The 18,740-nt window shown below is 40.5% G+C and carries 16 protein-coding genes; 6 read left to right on the top strand and 10 right to left on the bottom strand.

Features of this window, described 5'->3' with window-relative positions; all coding sequences use genetic code 11:
* Positions 1–31: 31 nt before the first annotated feature.
* The 9 genes from DWZ47_RS03660 to DWZ47_RS03615 form a co-directional block, all read right to left on the bottom strand.
* Complete coding sequence (locus DWZ47_RS03660) at positions 32–2,326, bottom strand: NACHT domain-containing protein (RefSeq protein ID WP_117512329.1); 2,295 nt, start codon at positions 2,324–2,326, stop codon at positions 32–34.
* Positions 2,323–3,060 carry a hypothetical protein gene (locus DWZ47_RS03655; protein WP_032849731.1) on the bottom strand — a complete coding sequence of 246 codons (738 nt, stop codon included), beginning with the start codon at positions 3,058–3,060 and terminating at the stop codon, positions 2,323–2,325. Before DWZ47_RS03655 ends, DWZ47_RS03660 begins: the two co-directional genes overlap by 4 nt.
* Positions 3,061–3,120: 60 nt before the next feature.
* Positions 3,121–4,059, bottom strand: coding sequence for a BsuBI/PstI family type II restriction endonuclease (locus DWZ47_RS03650; protein WP_005643624.1), 939 nt, complete (start codon positions 4,057–4,059; stop codon positions 3,121–3,123).
* A 1-nt stretch (position 4,060) separates the two neighbouring features.
* The gene (locus tag DWZ47_RS03645; RefSeq protein WP_117512357.1) at positions 4,061–5,617 is read right to left on the bottom strand and encodes an Eco57I restriction-modification methylase domain-containing protein; all 1,557 of its coding nucleotides are present in this window, start codon (positions 5,615–5,617) and stop codon (positions 4,061–4,063) included.
* A gap of 331 nt (positions 5,618–5,948) precedes the next feature.
* Positions 5,949–6,302 (bottom strand): helix-turn-helix domain-containing protein, encoded by a 354-nt coding sequence (locus DWZ47_RS03640; protein WP_005643639.1) that lies wholly within the window; start codon positions 6,300–6,302, stop codon positions 5,949–5,951.
* A 12-nt stretch (positions 6,303–6,314) separates the two neighbouring features.
* Positions 6,315–8,360 carry a bifunctional DNA primase/helicase gene (locus tag DWZ47_RS03635; protein WP_117512328.1) on the bottom strand — a complete coding sequence of 682 codons (2,046 nt, stop codon included), beginning with the start codon at positions 8,358–8,360 and terminating at the stop codon, positions 6,315–6,317.
* Positions 8,344–8,688, bottom strand: a complete 345-nt coding sequence (locus DWZ47_RS03630) for a helix-turn-helix domain-containing protein (RefSeq protein ID WP_005643643.1) — start codon at positions 8,686–8,688, stop codon at positions 8,344–8,346. The genes DWZ47_RS03635 and DWZ47_RS03630 overlap by 17 nt, the downstream gene beginning before the upstream one ends.
* 523 nt (positions 8,689–9,211) lie before the next feature.
* Entirely contained in the window at positions 9,212–11,083 is a 1,872-nt protein-coding gene (locus DWZ47_RS03620) for a PAS domain-containing sensor histidine kinase (protein ID WP_117512327.1), read from the bottom strand.
* A 191-nt stretch (positions 11,084–11,274) separates the two neighbouring features.
* A complete protein-coding gene (locus DWZ47_RS03615) occupies positions 11,275–12,660 on the bottom strand; it encodes a GDSL-type esterase/lipase family protein (protein WP_117512326.1) in 1,386 nt (461 codons plus the stop codon).
* A 91-nt stretch (positions 12,661–12,751) separates the two neighbouring features.
* On the opposite strand from DWZ47_RS03615, the gene DWZ47_RS03610 reads away from it, so the two are divergent.
* The 3 genes from DWZ47_RS03610 to mtgA all read left to right on the top strand — a co-directional run bounded on the left by DWZ47_RS03610 (position 12,752) and on the right by mtgA (position 15,707).
* Positions 12,752–14,104, top strand: a complete 1,353-nt coding sequence (locus DWZ47_RS03610) for an MATE family efflux transporter (protein ID WP_004306353.1) — start codon at positions 12,752–12,754, stop codon at positions 14,102–14,104.
* Between the two features lie 165 nt (positions 14,105–14,269).
* Positions 14,270–14,986 (top strand): OmpA family protein, encoded by a 717-nt coding sequence (locus DWZ47_RS03605; RefSeq protein ID WP_004300348.1) that lies wholly within the window; start codon positions 14,270–14,272, stop codon positions 14,984–14,986.
* Positions 14,964–15,707 (top strand): monofunctional biosynthetic peptidoglycan transglycosylase, encoded by a 744-nt coding sequence (mtgA, locus tag DWZ47_RS03600; protein ID WP_004306355.1) that lies wholly within the window; start codon positions 14,964–14,966, stop codon positions 15,705–15,707. The genes DWZ47_RS03605 and mtgA overlap by 23 nt, the downstream gene beginning before the upstream one ends.
* Before the next feature lie 91 nt (positions 15,708–15,798).
* On the opposite strand, the gene DWZ47_RS03595 is transcribed toward mtgA, so the two are convergent.
* Positions 15,799–16,302, bottom strand: coding sequence for an RNA polymerase sigma factor (locus DWZ47_RS03595; protein ID WP_004300346.1), 504 nt, complete (start codon positions 16,300–16,302; stop codon positions 15,799–15,801).
* Positions 16,303–16,542: 240 nt separating this feature from the next.
* Here DWZ47_RS03595 and DWZ47_RS03590 point away from each other — a divergent pair, with 240 nt between their 5' ends.
* The 3 genes from DWZ47_RS03590 to DWZ47_RS03580 all read left to right on the top strand — a co-directional run bounded on the left by DWZ47_RS03590 (position 16,543) and on the right by DWZ47_RS03580 (position 18,738).
* On the top strand, positions 16,543–17,103 hold the full coding sequence (locus tag DWZ47_RS03590; protein WP_004306356.1) for a LemA family protein: 561 nt from the start codon (positions 16,543–16,545) through the stop codon (positions 17,101–17,103).
* A gap of 45 nt (positions 17,104–17,148) precedes the next feature.
* Positions 17,149–18,111 (top strand): M48 family metallopeptidase, encoded by a 963-nt coding sequence (locus DWZ47_RS03585; RefSeq protein ID WP_004318617.1) that lies wholly within the window; start codon positions 17,149–17,151, stop codon positions 18,109–18,111.
* 126 nt (positions 18,112–18,237) lie between these two features.
* Positions 18,238–18,738, top strand: a complete 501-nt coding sequence (locus DWZ47_RS03580) for a DUF4251 domain-containing protein (RefSeq protein ID WP_032846475.1) — start codon at positions 18,238–18,240, stop codon at positions 18,736–18,738.
* The last annotated feature ends 2 nt before the right edge of the window (positions 18,739–18,740 follow it).

Here is an 18,740-nt window from a genome sequence, read left to right as displayed (position 1 = left end):
TATCAAACAATATGCTTCGAAAAAAATATTTTCATTTTTTATAACAATTAACTTCTTTCCAAAATTTATATAATTCAGCTTTTGTATCTTCTTCAGCTTTAAATATTTCTGCTAAATCATATTTTTTTAATACCCACGCCTTAGTAGATGCTTGTAGTGTATTTTTAGTACTCTTCTCTTCTATTATATCATACTTTATCAATAATGGAATGATTTCATTTATTATAAGATCAAAATTTTTGGAATTATAAATAGGATCTTCTTTTATATTTGACTCATATTGATAAGTTGATTTTATATATTTATTTAAAAAACGTTTTACACATTTTCTAAATTCTGAATTATGAACTACAACTTCATTAACTACAGTTGTTTTATCTTCTTCATATATTATTTGCTTATTCTTTAATTGCTGAATAATATTATATGGAGAATATTCGGAAAAATACTCTTCGTCTTCAGTTATAGAAGTTACCATGTTAATGGTACAGTTAGGTTTTATCCTGACATCTGTAAACATATTTTCTGAATTTTCGTAAAAACGAATATCAGTAAAAGAGCACGAATCAAATGTGACATTTTTTAATATCGTCTTGCGAAAACTTATATTAATGAACATGCAATTTTTAAACGTAATATTACATAAAAATTTATTTTCAAAGATTAAGCTAGAGAATGTAATTTTTTCTCCGATTTCTAATAAGCCTTCTGGTTTGTAATCGTCTAGAATATATGGAAGCAATGTTCCAATATTAGGTTGCAAATAGGTTGGCTTCCATTCCTTCTTTTTTACAGAAATTAATCCCTTTACAATAGGCAATACACTTTCTTTATTTATTCGTTTAGATAAATATTGTGCTACAGAGTCAGGAAGTTGTGCTAAATACAGGAAATTACTTGCTTTTGAAAAATTATTATCGGCTACCGCATCATGTAAAATTTGTTCAAATGATCTTGCTACAAAGAAGTGTTTAAATTCTTCATGGTCAAATTTTCTGTACCAATCTTTATTTTCAACAGGAACTAATAGAGCATAAGACTCTATCATCCTAATAATTAAAGGTTGTATTCTAGACTCTATTTTCCAATCTTCAAACAAAATCGTCAATATAAATTGCATGGATTCGATTGAAATAATATCTTTTTGGTTACTCCACATTTCATAAGCTATTTCAGATAATAGCCTTATATGCTGATTAAATGTAAGATATGGTCTTCCTGTTTCTTTATCAGTATCTTTCCATTTTATAACTTCTCTTCTAACAAATGCCTCTATAACATCATTAATACCTGTTAATGAATTTCCACCTCGAGCAACAAATTCAGAAGGCGTTTTTTCATCTTCAAATGAGTAATTAACTACTTTTGTAAACAGATAGGGTCTTTCTAAAAGGGGATGATTTTCCGATTTTAATATATCCACCAAACTGTTAAATTCTTGTGTGCTATTATATGCATATTTTGTTAAATATTCCTCGCATTGACTTCTTCTCCAATTATGTATCTTAATTTCATCAAATTCACAATCAAGAGCAACACTTTTCTTTAAGATCCCTGTTCTTTTCAAATAGTCTTGGGTATTGAAAAAGGTACGTCTAGAAGCTGCAATAAGAGTTCCAGTACCATTCATCTTAGTTACAAGGTCTTTTAAAGAGCCTAATGCTGTTTCTCCACCAACCTCCGCAGCTAATTCATCAAAACCATCAATTCCTAAAATGATAAGATTCCTTCTCATTAATGTAATGATAGAAGAGTAATAAAGTCCAGAAAATCTCAGCTCTCCTAATTCGTACATTATTGCTTCATTTAACCGAACTAAATCTCTTCCATGTAAATTTATATGCCAAAATAAAAAATTAGACTTTCCTTCTACATATTTTTGGGCTTGCTCATATTGAAATTCTCTAAGTAATGCCGTTTTTCCATGCCCTGCATCTGCTGTTACAAAACTAATTTTAGTTCCAGCAAAGAGTCTATCTGTGCATTCTTTTGTTAGAATTTCCAAAGCTTTTCCTTCACTTTTTTTATTTGTTGTTATAAGTGTAGCTATAGGATCAACATACTCTTTTTCCTTGCTTTTTCTTTGCAATATTTTATTTGCCAAAATATCCAACCTGGCCAATTCTTTTGCTAAAAATTTTTTATACGGTAATCGATTATTATTGTATTCTACCCAAATTGCGTCATCTTCATTTTGCGAGAGCTTAAATTCCATCATTTGACCTTGTCGTTCAAAGGCCACACTACCATCTCGTTCAAAGATAACATCATTTTCATCATCTGCAAATGATGATATTTCTTTTATTATTAATTCAAAAGTCTTCATGATAGTTGAAAGATTTTAATATTAAAATTTTCTAATATAGAACTATAATTTACTATGTTTTGTACATTTTTTATTCCTACAAATATAGGAAGCTCCTCCTTTTTTTTATGGCATAATGCTAATGCAGGGAAATGATCCATATCATCAGAAATTAGATATAAACAATTTGTTGAACTTTCCTCACAATATGAAAGCAAGTCACAAGCAATCATTGTGTCAACCATTTTCTGTTCTCTTTGAAAAAATATATCAGAATGTTTTGTCATACAGCCTTCATTTAGGCAAATTTTATCTTTATTTCTTGTGAATTTTGATAAAATATGAACAGGACATATGTTTTTCCGAGAATCACATTTATCGCCCTTTGCTGTATGATTTATCCGTAAACGTGGTATTCCTTTTTTTTCTCTATAAGTATTATGCCATATATAATCTATGCCATACAAATTGTATACAATTTGAATATCTCCAAAAATTCTTTTGTTCTGATTTATAATATGAGGGAATATATCAATATTAGAAATTTTCTGAAATACTACCGAAGCTCGATTTGTTAAATCATCATCTTGATACCATCCTCCATATAATCGAAAGTTTATTTGCATCACATCATTATGTATACTAATATAGTCTATTATTTTAAGAAACAAAGATTCAATTTGCTCTTTGCTATATTCATTTATATCTTTTTGAAAATAGTTATCAAAATCTATTATAACAACAGCATTATTCATTACAAACAATTTATCTATATTACTCAATAAGACTTTTTACATTATCCACATAAATAACTACTATCTCGGCCCTATAAATCTGTCTCCATTAAAATGAATCATGTGATCTGGATTTTCCGCTATCCAAACTTCGGTTTCCCATGCAATATCAGCCACATGTTTCTTGAACTCGGTTCTGTCAGGAAAAGCGGTAACATATACTTTCCCCGCTTTGCATTCTTTCGTGAAATCTTCCAGCTCGATTACACGTTTGGGAGATACCGGTCCATGCGAAGTAACCACTTCGATTAGGAATAGCCACTCTTTATTACCGTCATAAATGACAATATCCGGCAGTTTGCTGTGTTCTGTGATTGGAATGCCAATTTCTTTTAAAAGCTCCTTGTTACAATAAAGGTCTTTATTGGCAGTATCACCGATATAAAGGACTTTTGCGCCTGCCGCAAAACGGGGTGCAAACTCATTAATGACCGCCGCCTGTACTTCATTATGCTTGCCCGGAGACAGTTTAAACTCCATACCTTCAATAGTAACCGGTATCATTTCCATCTCACGGCTTTTCTCATACTCTTCAATCAATCGCCCTACCGCATCATTAAAGTTTTGGGCTTTTATTTCCCATTCTTGGGTATTGTATGATTTTATTGTTTCATAGGCTTCTTCTGTCAGTTTGTAATGGGCGTTTGGACTGTTCACCGGTAAAGCCGGATTATCCGGGTTATAATCTACGATACGTGCCTGCAAGAACTGATGAAGTACCTGCCGTCTGAAAGTTTCCCGTGTATTTGGGGCATACGGCTGCTCTTTTTTATAGTTCTCATTGACAAATGCCATAATATCCTTGCTTATTTTTAAGCTCTTGCGAGTGGCATCCGCCCAGTTGTCTTCCTCCTTTAATCCGCATAATGCAAGTAAAGTCAAAGCGGATATTTCATTCTGCTGCGCCGGAGGCAAACCCAACACTGACAATATATCTTGTGCATCACTTATTTTGCTCATATTACATAAAATATTTGTTTACAATCTTATTTACGTTCACCATAGAATAATCATTCATGGCAATCAGGTCTTTTCCGATACTTTCAATGACTTCAAGGGGAGGCATGGGCATCTCCCTCAGTTCCGTAGCACTGACATTTACATTTCCATTGAATGTTCTGAAATAATTATCGAACAAGTCACTATTCAATAAGGCGGCTATCCCCATTACCTCCATACGGTTCAAGTGTCCTTTGGGACGATAGATATAGTTCAGTTTGTTTTCGATTCCTACATGTGCGCAGGAAGTCATGTTTCCAAAATAAGGTGCGGCAATTAACCGGCTATTATCGTCTTTGGAGCTGAAACGTCGTAACAGGACATAGTTCTTGTTGGGTAACAAGGTGGATACAGACATTTCATTTATACGGATGAATTGAGGTTTTCCTTCCTTTACGACAGGATGATCAGCCAGCATCTTTACTACGTTATGCAACCAATATAGTGCTGTAGTTCCTTCTCCGGAGGTTTCACATAATTGTTCCTTTGAGCGAAAAGCCACAACCGGGCCGGTGGAAATCTGGATATGATATTTATTCAGGTTGCCATCCCATGATTTGAACAGCCTGATAATTTTCTCGTCTTCAAGACTGACCGGCAAATGCAATATCAATTCTTTTGAGGTAAGGTCAATGATTTCTTTCCGCTGTACTTCTTTGATTGCAGGAGTGACCAAGTCGGAAAGCCCCTCACTGTATGATAAAACGACATTATAATCTGCCCCCTTTTTAGGGGAACATTTCATTATAATTGTTTCCTGAAGCACATTATCTTTGGAAAACGTATCTTTCCGGGTATTGAAAAGGTGGACAAAATCTATCTGTATATGCTTAAACAGGAAATTACGGAACAAACGGAAATATCTTCCCGAAGTAAAACTTCTTGGGGTTATATAAATCATCTGACCTTGTTCCGCAAGCAATAAAGCTGATATGGCCATAAATATAGAGTATATATTGGGCTGTCCGTCTATAATGCATTGAGCCGCTTTCACCCGTTTGTCCTCTTTGGAAAGCTTGAAATAGGGAGGATTGGATATGATCAAATCATATTTCTGCAAATTCTCAGCCCTTTCGTAAATCGTATCAGAATATAATACTGAATAATTGGATAAAATAAAGTCCTCACAATATGAACAGCAATCAATCCGGACATTATGGCGCATCCCCCATATTGTTATATATTCCAGAACCTTTTGTAATCCCGGTATAAGATTTTCATCGGTTTCGTATGTAACCAACTCTATCTGTTTTACTTTTGACTGCAAAACCAGATTCTCAATCATGGCACATGATAATATGGCGGTTCCACATCCCGGATCTAATACGGAGACAGAATCCTTATTCACACTTATTTGTTTACCCATAAAATAGGCGATAGATACCGGTGTGAAAAACTGACCGTTACTTTTCTTGAAAGCAGCAGTAACAGTATCAGTATATAACCTGCCTATTCTATCTGCGTAGTTAGTAGGCAGCTCGTTCTCATAAGGCTTTATTTCAGACCAACTTATATTCATAATTGCAAAATTAGGAAAAAACCTTTGGATTCTTCTTATGAATGTATTTTTCTTTTTTTGCAGAATCATGATAGATACTTGAGTATTGAGGGAATTAACTTTTCATATTCCGGTTTTTACGCCACGAAACTGGAATATTTTTAGGTGCACACATAAAAAATGATACCCCTCCAGACCGCTGTCCTTTGGAGTATCACCATTCGAACAAGAAAAGAAACTTCATCCTGTTTCACAACTGTATGAAGTCATTGCCATGACAAACATCAATACGCAGTTTGGGATTTCCTGCCTCACGGCAGTAGTTTCACCGGTACAAAGCAAAAACATGGACTTATTCTTTCGGCAGCGGATAGCTCTCGGACAGCTTGTCCTCACGTGCCTGCCGTTTTATCTCGTTCTCGTCGAAGTTGTTGCGGATGAACTCGTGCAAGTCCGACTCCTTGTAATACGTCTTGTGATATATCGAATAGAACTTCAGCACCCCGTTATTCCGGTATCGTTGCAGCGTGCGTTTACTGATGCGCAGCAACAGGCATACTTCCTGATTGTCGTACAGACGCTCTCCGTTCAGATAGTTCAGGTGCTTTTCCCTCGTTTCCGCCTTGTCCAGCTTCCGTGAGATGCGGTACAGCTCACCCATGATACGTTCCATCCATGCTTCAAATTCCGTTTTATCTACTAACATACGCTTTCCTCCTTAAAAGTTCCCGATAACATAATGGCTCTGGTTATCGGATGATTTCAGAATGATTTCTTTCTCACGCATGAACTTGATGTAGCTTTTCGCCGTACGCTCCTTCACTTCCAGTATCGACTGGATTTCTTCCGCAAGCTCCACATAAGTAACAAAGCGCCTCCGGCTGAATACCTCTTTGGCCACCGCTACAAGCTCGTCCTCTTTGCGCTTGTCCTTTTCCTCTTTCGGCTTTTCGCCCAGATAGACGTGCATGGCCTTTTCTTTATCCCACGAAAACTGCATGATAGGCACATCCAGCGGACTTCCATCCCTTACTTTCAGAGCCTTCACCACCGATATGGCCGGATCGCTGTCCTTCTCTATGGAAAGGATTGCCGCAGCCTTCCGCTGCAACTCGCTTCCCAAGTGTCCCCTCAGCTTCAGCCCGTTGGGGATAAAATGCAGTACCGTAACGATACACGTCTTGTAGATACCGGCCAACCGGTACAGTTCTTCCACGACGGCTATGCTCTCCGCTTCATCGTTGGCGCATTTTATCAAATCCGCAATCCCGTCTATCACCACCAGATGAACACCGCCGTATTGATAATGGTACTTGTCCAAGCTCTGGATAATGGAAAGCAGGCGTTCTTTCCGGCTCATTCCCGTAAGACAATACGCCTTGAACCATTTCGGCATCGCCTCACGTCCGCATCGCCGCAGCAGGTTGCTGATATTCTTATACAGCTGTACTTCGCTCTGTTCCGTGTCATAGAACAGTACCGCCTTGTTCCTGCCGTTTTCGTGGAGCGTAACGCCCAGCGCATCCACATCCGTTCCGGTGGGACGGATAGCTCCGGCAATCAGTGCCGCCACATAGTTACTTTTTCCCGTGCCTTCTCCGCCGGTGATACAAAGCAGGTTGCCTTGAGTTCCGAGAGGCACGTCATTTACCGATACGATCATCTGTGCAATGGGAGGCGGGTTGTTGAAATCCACCTCGCAGGATTTCAAAGCCGACATGGTTTCACTGTATAAGGTTTCCAGATAGTCCAGAAAAAGTTTTATCAAATCCTCACGGCTGTTCCCCAGCATGAAGTAGTCCGATACATCCTTTTCCGTCTTTGTACCGGCAAGCGGGAGCAACAATCGTTTAACCCCGTATTCCTTCAGCTCCTCTTCACGCTTCGCCGAGCTTTTCAGCCCGGTACTGTCCACATCATAGAGGAGGATGATATGTTTGAACCGGAACGAAAGCCGGTGTATGACAGCCGCAGGGATAAAAGCCGTTTCCGAATTGAAACAGATCGCATGGAAGCCGTGTGCCGCCAGACTCATCACATCCTTTTCCCCGCCTGTGATAAAGAGCAGATCACCCTTTGCCGGCAGCTGCTCCAGCCCGAAACAGTAGTTGTCGCCAAAATCACCGGCATACAGGAACCGCATTTGTGAACACGGACGGTAAACCTTGATATGCTGTTTCCCCATATATCCGAACATCGGTTCATCGACGCTTGTCATGCAGGAAAAAGGCTTCCTTTCCTGGTTCTCGCTGCTGAACTTCTTCAGCGATACCGTCCGGTACGCTTTCAGAACATTTTCCCCGATTCCCGATTTGCTCCAAAAGGCAAGTTCCGCAGCCGTAAAGGGCTTTTGCACGACAGTATAAGGCCGGACGCTTTTCGCTTTCGGTTCTTCCGATACCACTTCACTCTTTTGGGGGACTTTGCTATGGCTCACATGATATTCCTCATGTGTGGACAGCCCCAAATGCAGATCACGGTTTATCATTTCCATGATCTCGACAAACTCTTTAGGCTCCTTGCAGCTAAGGCCGTTCAGCCTGCCCACCAGCTCAAAGCAGTCCCCCGAATAATCCTCGTTCCCGAAATCCTTCATTTTAAACACACCGGCCTTGCGTTCGTAATAAATATTGCACGAAGCCTTCGTATCCTTATAAAAAGGGTTCAGGAAGTTCTTTCCCACCTTGAAGTCCACCGGCAGGTAATAGCGGAATACGGAAATGCCTTTTTCCGTCATTTTCAGTATATCATCCTTTCTTATCATTGCCGGTTCTCGTTAGGTAGTTCTTGCGAAAATCCTCCAATGTTTGAGGCTTGCACCGAATGGTACGCTCTTCCAGACAGCGTTCGACCTCCGACAGCTTGTACATACACCGTCCACGCAGCATGGAGTAGCTGATCAGGTTTTCATCCCTCAGGCGTTGCAATGTACGTGTACTGATTCCCAACGCTTCCGCCAGTTGGTTGCTGTCCAGCCAAGCCTCCTTTTTTTCTTCCGAAGGCAGCTGCGCTTCGGCTACATACCCGGCGATTTTTTCAATCTTCCCTACAAGCGCTTTATACGCTTCACTTTCAAATGTAATAACTTCCATAACAAACTTAATTTTTAATGTTTGCTGCAAAAGAATAACAATAAAAGGCAGCGCATGGGATACTATACGTGTACTACACCATGATTTTTTCGGTTCAGCGAAAAAGGAGGGGGAACCGCTTCACATAAACGGCGGTATCGAGGCGGACGGCAAGGCTGTAGGACTGATGCAGCATCCGCCCGGTGCAAGGGGCAAACCTATCCATATATATAGGTTCGCCCCTTGCACTGGGGATCTTTTTTTAAAGATTTAATAATCAAATGTTTGGAAAATAAAAAGTAATGCTCTATCTTTGCGGCATCAGAGAACGGCTGACAAACGAATGCCTCTCACTGACAACAAGCGTTCCTATAAATCGTTACTAATTCGTTACGGTACAATTTTTCAAGGTTTACAAGAGCTTATAAATCAAAGATATAGACCGCTACGGTGAAAACCCCAGGCGGATCACAAAACATAAAATTAATCCCTTGATAATCAGTCGTTATCAAGGGATTTTTCTTTTAATGTTCTTCACATATACTTATTCAACAAGCATAGAGCGACACGGTAATTCGATTATAAAAGTAGTACCTATCCCCAGTTGGGAATCGACTAATATCCGCCCGTTCATCTTCTCGACGATCAGTTTGCAGATAGGTAAGCCCAGACCGGCCCCTTGAGCAAAGGAATCCAATTTTTCAAACCTTTCGAATATCTTTTCAAGCATATTCTGCGGGATGCCCCGACCGGTATCTTTAACACCGATTCTGACAGATTGGTGGTCTACCTCATAGAAGACTTCCACATGTCCGGTGGTAGTGTTCTTTAAGGCATTCGAAAGGAAATTACTCAAGATCTGTTTGATACGCAGTCTATCCAGTTCTACCAGAGAATCATGTGCCGGATAGTTAGTCAGAAGTTCAACGCCGGATGGTACTTGATGAGCATACTCCGCTACACTCTCGTCAAAAAGCTCGGTAAGGTTAACCCAGTCCGGACGCAATTCCAGATAACCGGATTCTATTTTAGAAAGATCAATTACATCATTAATCAGATTTAATAAAAGTTTGTTGTTATGTCCAATCAGAGAATTATAAAGTTCCTTTTCCGCTGCATTTTCCGTACTAGTCAACAGACTTGAAAAGCCGACAATAGCATTTAAAGGAGTACGGATTTCGTGACTCATATTAGCCAGGAAAGCAGACTTTAACCGATCGGATGCTTCAGCTTTATCACGTGCCTTGACAAGCATTTCTTCTGTCCTTTTCAGTTCTGTGATATCATAATTGATGCTGATAATCTCGATAATCCGGTCTTGCGGGGCATATTTCTTTACTAACAGATTGACATGCGTCCATGTGTATGTGCCATCCTCCCTAAGGACACGCATCTCTTTGCTAAGTTTGGTAGTAAGTCCATTTCGTGCGTCGTCCAGAAAACGAATCAACAAGGCACGGTCATCGGGGTGGAAATGCCGGTATGTGCCAAAGATGTCGGACAACGGAGTTTCATCCGCTTCACCCACATTTCTGTACCAGCTTTTTTGGGCATAGCCGTGTCCACTCAAAACATTGAAGTGGGCATAACCGACCTTGGCATAATCACCGACCAGTTCAAAAAACTCCTCAAACTCCTGAATCTTATTATAGGCTACCGTTGTTTCTGTCTTATCCGCATTAATCAACAGATAGTTTATCGGTTGGTGTTCGCTATCATATAATGTAGTCACTTTAGTCACTAAATCAATTGTGCCCTGTTTCTGGGTATTCTGATAATACGAACCAACCTTCGAGAAGTCATAACGGAAAGTAAAGTCGGCATCTTCATTTTTCTTCAGCCGTTCTTTCATTTCTTTCGGAAAAATAGGGTTCTCAAAAATATTGATACCCAATACATCTTCCTTCTTCTCTATATGAAACATCTCCAATTCCTTATCGTTCAAATCCACCAATACCCCATTCATATCGTATAATTCGATACCAATAGGCAAATACTTGAAAATGTTAGATAAGAGACGCTCACTGTATTGCAAAGCTTGATAAGCAGATGCCATATCAGGACCATCTTGCACTTCGGATATACCATAAATGATTTCGTTTCCGTTTTCATCCGTTTCTTGAAAACATACCTTGCTACGTACCCAAACAGGTCCTTTCACCGTATCAAGCAAATACACCACCTCCGACCGTTGATACACACCATAGGAATGAACAGTTGTAGAAAGTTGTTCCTCTTTCTGAATACGTTTATTGAAATCTTCAAAACTAATAATTCCGGTCTGATCCAGACCTAATAACTCTACTATAAAGTCAGAACATTCATAATTCGCAGTTGATAAATTGGCTTTCCACCATCCCATATTAGCGTTAGCCATCAACTGCGAGAAAAAGGTAAAATCTTGTAGTCTATTCATAACGCTATTTATCATTTTATTATTTTTCGGGCGCAAAAATACGGATTACCCATAAACCAGACTTTCAGAAAGTTATATTTTTAGCATATTATAAGAAGTTTATTCGTCGTTAAACTAAAAAAATTCCGGTTGAAACTTTCTCATAAAGAGATTGTTCCAACCGGAAATTCTGCATTTATTGTGTTTCCATTTTACTTTTTCAGGGACTGATAAACAGCTTTTGCCATCACTTTGGCACCTGCTTCATTCGGATGAATCTTATCCGGGAATAGTTCGGGCATTCCGTCCATTGCCGTATGAAGATCGATGACGGACAGGTTGTTTTTCTTAGCAACTTTCTTTATCATCGGAATAATTTCTTTAGAGATTATATCGTCATTGATATTATCTCCGGTCTGATAGGCTTTGGAAGGATAACAAAGATAAATTTTCGGTTGGGAAGGCAATGCTTTGAAAGCATCAACCATTGTTTGAAGATCTTTCGTGAAGTCGGCTTTATACTTCCAGTTGAACGATTTACTGTCATTCGTACCCAGTTTGATGACAACGATATCGGGATTGAAAGCTAACGCATCCTGATAAGCCTTTTCATTCATATAAGGATTATCGCCCTTATTCAACAGAGTGCGGGCACTTACTCCAAAATTCTTTACCCAATAAGCCTCTCCCAGCATACGACTTAACACAGCAGGATAGCTATCACGATCGCGATTCTTGATACGTGCTCCATACGTTATACTATTGCCGATACAAGCTACACGGATGGCATCTTTGTGAGGCACTTTAAAACTACGAAGCCAGGATGTCAGCTCATTCAGCATTTCACTCTTGTAGAGGAAACCCTCGCGAATTCCCCATCCATGTCCACCGGAAGGATAAATATGAAGTACCGAAGGCACATTATTCTTGTTCAGAGCCAAATAATAATTAACCCCGTTAGCGGGCGGAACGGTCTTATCGTCGTCGCTATATACAATGAAAGCACGTGGCGTATCTTTCGTTACTTGCTTTTCATTGGAATATTCCGTTTCCAATTCAGCAGAAGCATTTTTTCCCAAAAGATTGTCGTGAGACCCCATGTGGGTATATGATTTATCCATCGTAATCACAGGATAGAAAAGAATCTGGAAATTCGGACGAAGTTCGGGTTTGGCGTGAGTGGCAATGGTAGATGCCAGATGTCCACCGGCAGATGAGCCCATGATGCCTATATCATTCGGGTTCAGATTCCAAACATCAGCACTGTCACGCACAACTTTCATTGCCGCTTCAGCATCTGAAATGGGCAATGTACGATCCCCCTTCGGCATACGGTATTTCAGCACAATCAATGCAATACCTTGTTTATTGAAATAGGGTGCCCAGTCGCAACCTTCATGTTCGAAAGCCAAATGCGAATATCCGCCACCCGGACAAGCAACCACAGCACGCCCCGTTGCCAATTCCGGCGCAGGAAGGAATACGCGAAGTGAAGGTTGTTCGATATCAAAAGGCTTCGGAGCATTCTGTGCTACCACCCGTGAACCTGCTAGCAAAAGAAGCAACAGGAGAAAAATAGTAGAAAATTTCTGTTTCATAGTATCTATGTACTTTGATTAATGAATAATTAGATGTGCGAAGATAGTAATTTTACGTATCTTTGCACCCCATTTCGATTAGAAAAATTATATGCAAGGAATAAAGAATCTGACACAAGGTCCTATCAATCGTCAACTGTTTAATCTGGCAATGCCGATCATGGCAACGTCGTTTATTCAAATGGCATATAGTCTCACAGACATGGCATGGGTAGGACGGTTGGGAAGTGAAGCCGTAGCCGCTATCGGTTCTGTCGGAATCCTGACGTGGATGTCCGGTTCTATCTCCTTATTAAATAAGGTAGGATCTGAAGTGAGTGTCGGACAATCCATCGGTGCGCAAAGCCAGGAAGATGCCCGCAGCTTCGCGTCTCATAATATTACGATTGCTTTGATTATTTCCATTTGCTGGGGCGGACTCCTTTTTATATTTGCAGAACCTATCATACGTATTTATGAACTTGAGGAACATATCACAGCCAATGCCATTCAATATCTGCGGATTGTTTCTACCGGATTACCTTTCGTTTTCCTTTCCGCTGCCTTCACCGGAATTTATAATGCAGCAGGACGCAGCAAAGTCCCGTTCTTTATCAGTGGCACAGGGTTGATATTGAATATCGTTCTGGACCCACTCTTTATATTCGGTTTCGGACTGGGAACAAACGGTGCGGCGTACGCCACCTGGATTGCAGAAGCAAGTGTTTTCCTGATTTTCGTCTATCAGTTGCGTTGCAGGGATGCGCTGCTGGGCGGTTTCCCTTTCTTCACCCGGCTAAAGAAAAAGTACACGCGGAGAATCCTTAAACTTGGATTACCCGTAGCGACTTTAAATACATTGTTTGCCTTCGTCAACATGTTCCTCTGCCGCACCGCTTCCGAACAGGGAGGGCACATCGGCTTAATGACGTTCACCACCGGGGGACAAATCGAAGCAATTACTTGGAACACCTCACAGGGATTCTCCACCGCACTAAGTGCCTTCATCGCCCAAAACTATGCTGCCGGACGAATCGAACGGGTACTTAAATCCTGGTACACTACCCTATGGATGACGGGAATCTTCGGTACACTCTGTACTTTGTTATTCGTTTTCTTCGGAAACGAAGTTTTCGCCATATTCGTGCCCGAACAGGCTGCTTATGAAGCCGGAGGTGTATTCCTTCGTATCGACGGATATTCCCAGCTCTTTATGATGCTCGAAATCACCATGCAGGGAGTTTTCTACGGCATCGGCCGCACAATACCCCCTGCCATTACCAGCATCAGTTGCAACTATATGCGTATTCCGCTTGCTATCCTGTTTGTACGGATGGGTATGGGAGTGGAAGGAATCTGGTGGGCAGTCTGCGTCACCACCGTTGCCAAAGGTTTAATTCTTTTGAGTTGGTTCATTATTATCAAAAAGAAGTGCTTAAGTATTCCTTCAACGATAAAAGGATAATGTTCGTTTTCCTTTATTAACAAACAAAGGGATTCATCCGAGTTATTTTAACTTAAAAAGTACATGCTTGCCAAATAATATGTATCTTTGCATTGTTATTTATAATACGAAGCGATTCGTATAAAAACATTATTTATAAACCAATTTAAAAAAAACATCAACATTATGAACAAGATGAAATTTATGGTTCTCTTCATGAGTATTGCCATGATATTTGGTAGCTGTGGAAGTATGAACAACACTGGTAAAGGTGCTGCTATCGGTGGTGGTTCGGGTGCTGCACTGGGTGCAATCCTGGGAGGTGTTATCGGTAAAGGTAAAGGTGCCGCTATTGGTGCTGCTATCGGTACGGCAGTAGGTGCAGGTACGGGTGCTCTTATCGGTAAGAAGATGGACAAAGCAGCAGCAGAAGCAAAACAAATTGAAGGCGCACAAGTAGAACAGATAACAGACAACAACGGATTGCAAGCCGTGAAAGTAACATTCGACTCGGGTATTCTTTTCACTACCGGTAATGCAAATCTAAGTGCTGCTGCTAAATCTGCTTTAAGCAAGTTTGCCAACAATGTGCTCAATCAGAACCGGGATATGGACGTGTCTATCTACGGATACACTGACAACCAGGGCTGGAAAAACAGCACTGCCGCACAAAGCCAGCAGAAAAATCTGAACTTGTCACAAGAACGTGCACAGAGCGTGTCTAGTTATTTGTTGAGTTGTGGTGTTTCCACCAATCAGATCAAAGGTGTACAGGGAATGGGTGAAAGCGATCCCGTTGCAAGCAATGATACTGCTGCCGGTCGCGAACAAAACCGTCGTGTAGAAGTATACATGTACGCAAGTGAACAAATGATTAAAGATGCACAAGCAGCTGCTAATTAAAAAAATTCTGCGCTATACGCGCAACCTGCTGATTTTCTTCTTTGCATCCACTCTGTTGGCAGTGATTGTGTATCGGTTTATGCCGGTTTATGTCACTCCGTTGATGGTTATCCGAAGTGTTCAGCAGATTTTTTCAGGAGATAAACCCACGTGGAAGCACACGTGGGTTTCTTTTGATAAGATATCTCCCAACCTGCCGATGGCGGTCATAGCCTCCGAAGACAACCGTTTTGCCGAACACAACGGATTCGATCTTGTAGAAATCAAGAAAGCGATGAAAGAGAACGAAACACGCAAACGGAAACGCGGAGCAAGTACCATTAGTCAGCAGACAGCCAAGAATGTGTTCTTATGGCCGCAATCTTCGTGGGTACGCAAGGGACTCGAAGTCTACTTTACGTTTCTCATCGAACTGTTCTGGTCGAAAGAACGAATCATGGAAGTCTATCTCAACTCTATAGAAATGGGAAATGGCATCTACGGCGCGCAAGCTACCGCAAAGGTCAAATTCGGAACAACAGCTGCCCAGTTGACCCGGGGACAATGCGCACTTATCGCCGCTACTCTGCCCAATCCGATACGGTTTAACTCGGCGAAACCTTCGTCATACATATTAAAACGACAAAATCAGATATTACGGCTGATGAATCTGGTTCCTAAATTTCCATCTGAAGAAAAAGCCGTAGAAAAGAAAAAAAGCAAAAACAAGAAAGGCAAGTGATAATTGAATCATAAATAAAAAGAAAGGAGCAACGAGGATCTATCCCCTTGCTCCTTTTGCTTATAAGCTTGTTTGTATGCGTTATCCTCATTTATACAAAATCTTTCAACTCTTGTTGTAAACGTTGACGTGTGAAGAATATGCGGCTCTTCACTGTACCTAATGGCAATCCTAATTTCTCTGCAATCTCACGGTATTTGAAACCTGATACGTGCATGGAGAAAGGAATCTTATACTCCCGGGGGAGTGCGTTGACGATGCGATGCATCTCTTTCAAGTCGTAAGCACCTTCGGTACTTTCAAATCCTGAATCTTGTGGCAGATTTAAGTGATAATAATTATCGGTGGTATCGACAAAGGTCTGATCGCGTACTATTTTACGGTAGTTATTAATAAAGATGTTACGCATGATTGTGTACATCCATCCTTTGAAATTTGTGTCCGGAACATATTTCTCTTCATTGTCTAATGCTTTTAAAGATGTTTCCTGCAATAAATCATTTGCTTCTTCACGGTTGGCCGTTAATTTATAAGCAAAACGAAGCAACTCTTCCTGTACTCCAATTAAATCTTTTCTGAAACTTAAACTTTTCATACTTTAATGGTTTTATGGTTAATATTCGTTTTTTCTCGACATTTGCAAGTTTAAAGGTATTTTGTGTATCCAGCAGGGGAAAATTTGTCATTTCTTGGGGGTTAATTCTATCAAATGACAGATTTTAGGTGCTTTCTGATAGTTTTTAGGTGGTATTTGCGAAATTTATCCCCTACTGCTTGGTTAAAAGAACCAAATAGATTACTTTTGATTTTATATTATTAAATAAAACAAAAAGCTATGACCATACTTATTATTGTAGGGATTATTGTATTACTGGGCATCATCTTTGCTTCCATGTACAACTCATTAGTGAAATTGAGAAACAATCGTGAAAATGCGTTCGCCGACATCGATGTACAGTTGAAACAACGCCATGATCTCATTCCCCAACTGGTAGACACCGTGAAAGGATATGCCGCACATGAAAAGGAAACGCTCGATCGAGTGATTCAGGCACGTAACGGTGCAGTTGGCGCAAAAACGATTGATGATAAGATAGCTGCCGAAAACCAGTTAAGCTCTGCTCTTGCTGGATTGAAGATTACTCTCGAGGCTTATCCCGATCTGAAAGCTAATCAGAATTTCCTGCAATTACAGGAAGAAATTTCTGACGTAGAGAATAAACTGGCTGCTGTTCGCCGCTACTTCAACTCGGCCACTAAAGAATACAATAACGCCGTGCAGACATTCCCGTCGAATATCGTAGCAGGAATGACCGGATTCCAAAGAGAGATAATGTTCGACTTGGGGAAAAACGAACGTGCGAATTTGGAGCAGGCACCCAAAATTAGTTTCTAAAACCTTTATATACACCGTCCATCCAATTACAAAAGTCGAACACGCATGCAATACGTCGGAATCCAAACACAGCAGAGCCGGAATAATCTGCGCTCTGCGTTTCTACTATTCCTGTTTCCCTGTCTCGTGGCAGCACTCCTCTATTTGGCCTGCTACCTGCTGACTTTTATGGGATATAAAGAGGATATGGAAGTCGAAATGATGCCAATAGTCAATCATTTCTTCTTCTCTTCGTTACCATATACCATGGGGATTGTATTAATCTGGTTTCTGATTGCCTATTGGGCTAACACAAGCATTATCAATTCCGCCACCGGCTCCAAGCCGCTGAACCGTCAGGAGAATAAACGAGTTTATAATCTAGTGGAAAACCTCTGTATGTCTCAAGGCATGAAAATGCCGAAAATCAATATCATCTATGACAGTTCCCTGAATGCATTTGCCAGCGGTATCAACGAACGCACATACACCGTTACTCTCTCGGAGGGCATCATCCGGAAACTAAATGATGAGGAACTGGAAGCAGTCATCGCGCACGAGCTAAGTCACATCCGCAACCGCGATGTACGCCTGCTGATTATTTCCATTGTCTTTGTCGGTATCTTCTCCATGCTGACAGAAATCACGTTTTATGCCATTACACACATACGCGTGCGTAGTAATAGTAAAGGTAGCGGCGGTGTGGTTCTTTTTATTCTTATTGCTTTAGTGATAGCCGCCATCGGTTATCTTTTTGCAAGCCTGATGCGTTTTGCCATCTCACGCAAACGCGAATATATGGCAGATGCAGGTTCGGCAGAAATGACGAAGAATCCGTTGGCACTGGCCAACGCTCTCCGCAAAATATCAGCAGATCCCGCTATCGAAGCAGTAGAAAGGAAAGACGTGGCACAATTATTTATTCAGAACCCCCAAAAGGCATCTAAAAGTATATTCAGCGGACTTAGCGGATTGTTTGCCACTCATCCTCCCATCGAAAAACGAATCGAAATACTGGAACAGTTCTAAATCGGGCTAAACTCATAAATAACAGGGGGTTCTGTTTAATTTTCATTAAAAGAAACAGAAGTATCCCTGTCTTTTTAGTATATTTGATTGTTATACATATATACATCAACCTAAATGCAAACTGATATGAGAACGAAGAAGCAAATCTTTATGCTGTTACTAGCCTTGCTAGTGGGCATCCCTACCCTTTCGGCTCAACAAAGTAAAAAGGAAAAGAAGGAACAGAAGAAAGAAGCAGTAATGAAACTAATTGAATCTGAAAATTACAAGATAGATGTCAACACTGCCATGCCGATGCGCGGACGCTCCATCCCTTTGACATCTTCCTACTCACTGACAATCAGAAATGATTCGGTTATTTCTTACTTGCCTTATTATGGACGGGCTTATAGCATTCCGTATGGCGGAGGTGACGGACTTAACTTCAAAACCATCCTCAAAGAATATAATGTGGAAATGGATAAAAAAGGGAATGCCGTTATCAAGTTCGTCGCACGTAATCCTGAAGACAGATATGAATTCAGAGCCAAAGTATTTCCCAATGGTTCGGCAAGTATCGATGTCAATATGCAAAACCGTCAGTCCATTAGTTTTCAAGGAGAACTGGATATAAAGGAGGAAAAATAATG

It is taken from the genome of Bacteroides sp. AF32-8BH (assembly GCF_003435205.1).
In the GTDB taxonomy this organism is placed as follows: domain Bacteria; phylum Bacteroidota; class Bacteroidia; order Bacteroidales; family Bacteroidaceae; genus Bacteroides; species Bacteroides ovatus.
This window is presented reverse-complemented; position numbering and strand designations above follow the sequence as displayed.

Excerpts from the sequence above, each read along its gene's own strand:
- DWZ47_RS03660 (WP_117512329.1), bottom strand. The coding sequence starts at position 2,326 with ATGAAGACTTTTGAATTAATAATAAAAGAAATATCATCATTTGCAGAT.
- DWZ47_RS03655 (WP_032849731.1), bottom strand. The coding sequence starts at position 3,060 with ATGAATAATGCTGTTGTTATAATAGATTTTGATAACTATTTTCAAAAA.
- DWZ47_RS03650 (WP_005643624.1), bottom strand. The coding sequence starts at position 4,059 with ATGAGCAAAATAAGTGATGCACAAGATATATTGTCAGTGTTGGGTTTG.
- DWZ47_RS03645 (WP_117512357.1), bottom strand. The coding sequence starts at position 5,617 with ATGAATATAAGTTGGTCTGAAATAAAGCCTTATGAGAACGAGCTGCCT.
- DWZ47_RS03640 (WP_005643639.1), bottom strand. The coding sequence starts at position 6,302 with ATGTTAGTAGATAAAACGGAATTTGAAGCATGGATGGAACGTATCATG.
- DWZ47_RS03635 (WP_117512328.1), bottom strand. The coding sequence starts at position 8,360 with ATGATAAGAAAGGATGATATACTGAAAATGACGGAAAAAGGCATTTCC.
- DWZ47_RS03630 (WP_005643643.1), bottom strand. The coding sequence starts at position 8,688 with ATGGAAGTTATTACATTTGAAAGTGAAGCGTATAAAGCGCTTGTAGGG.
- DWZ47_RS03620 (WP_117512327.1), bottom strand. The coding sequence starts at position 11,083 with ATGAATAGACTACAAGATTTTACCTTTTTCTCGCAGTTGATGGCTAAC.
- DWZ47_RS03615 (WP_117512326.1), bottom strand. The coding sequence starts at position 12,660 with ATGAAACAGAAATTTTCTACTATTTTTCTCCTGTTGCTTCTTTTGCTA.
- DWZ47_RS03610 (WP_004306353.1), top strand. The coding sequence starts at position 12,752 with ATGCAAGGAATAAAGAATCTGACACAAGGTCCTATCAATCGTCAACTG.
- DWZ47_RS03605 (WP_004300348.1), top strand. The coding sequence starts at position 14,270 with ATGAACAAGATGAAATTTATGGTTCTCTTCATGAGTATTGCCATGATA.
- mtgA (WP_004306355.1), top strand. The coding sequence starts at position 14,964 with ATGCACAAGCAGCTGCTAATTAAAAAAATTCTGCGCTATACGCGCAAC.
- DWZ47_RS03595 (WP_004300346.1), bottom strand. The coding sequence starts at position 16,302 with ATGAAAAGTTTAAGTTTCAGAAAAGATTTAATTGGAGTACAGGAAGAG.
- DWZ47_RS03590 (WP_004306356.1), top strand. The coding sequence starts at position 16,543 with ATGACCATACTTATTATTGTAGGGATTATTGTATTACTGGGCATCATC.
- DWZ47_RS03585 (WP_004318617.1), top strand. The coding sequence starts at position 17,149 with ATGCAATACGTCGGAATCCAAACACAGCAGAGCCGGAATAATCTGCGC.
- DWZ47_RS03580 (WP_032846475.1), top strand. The coding sequence starts at position 18,238 with ATGAGAACGAAGAAGCAAATCTTTATGCTGTTACTAGCCTTGCTAGTG.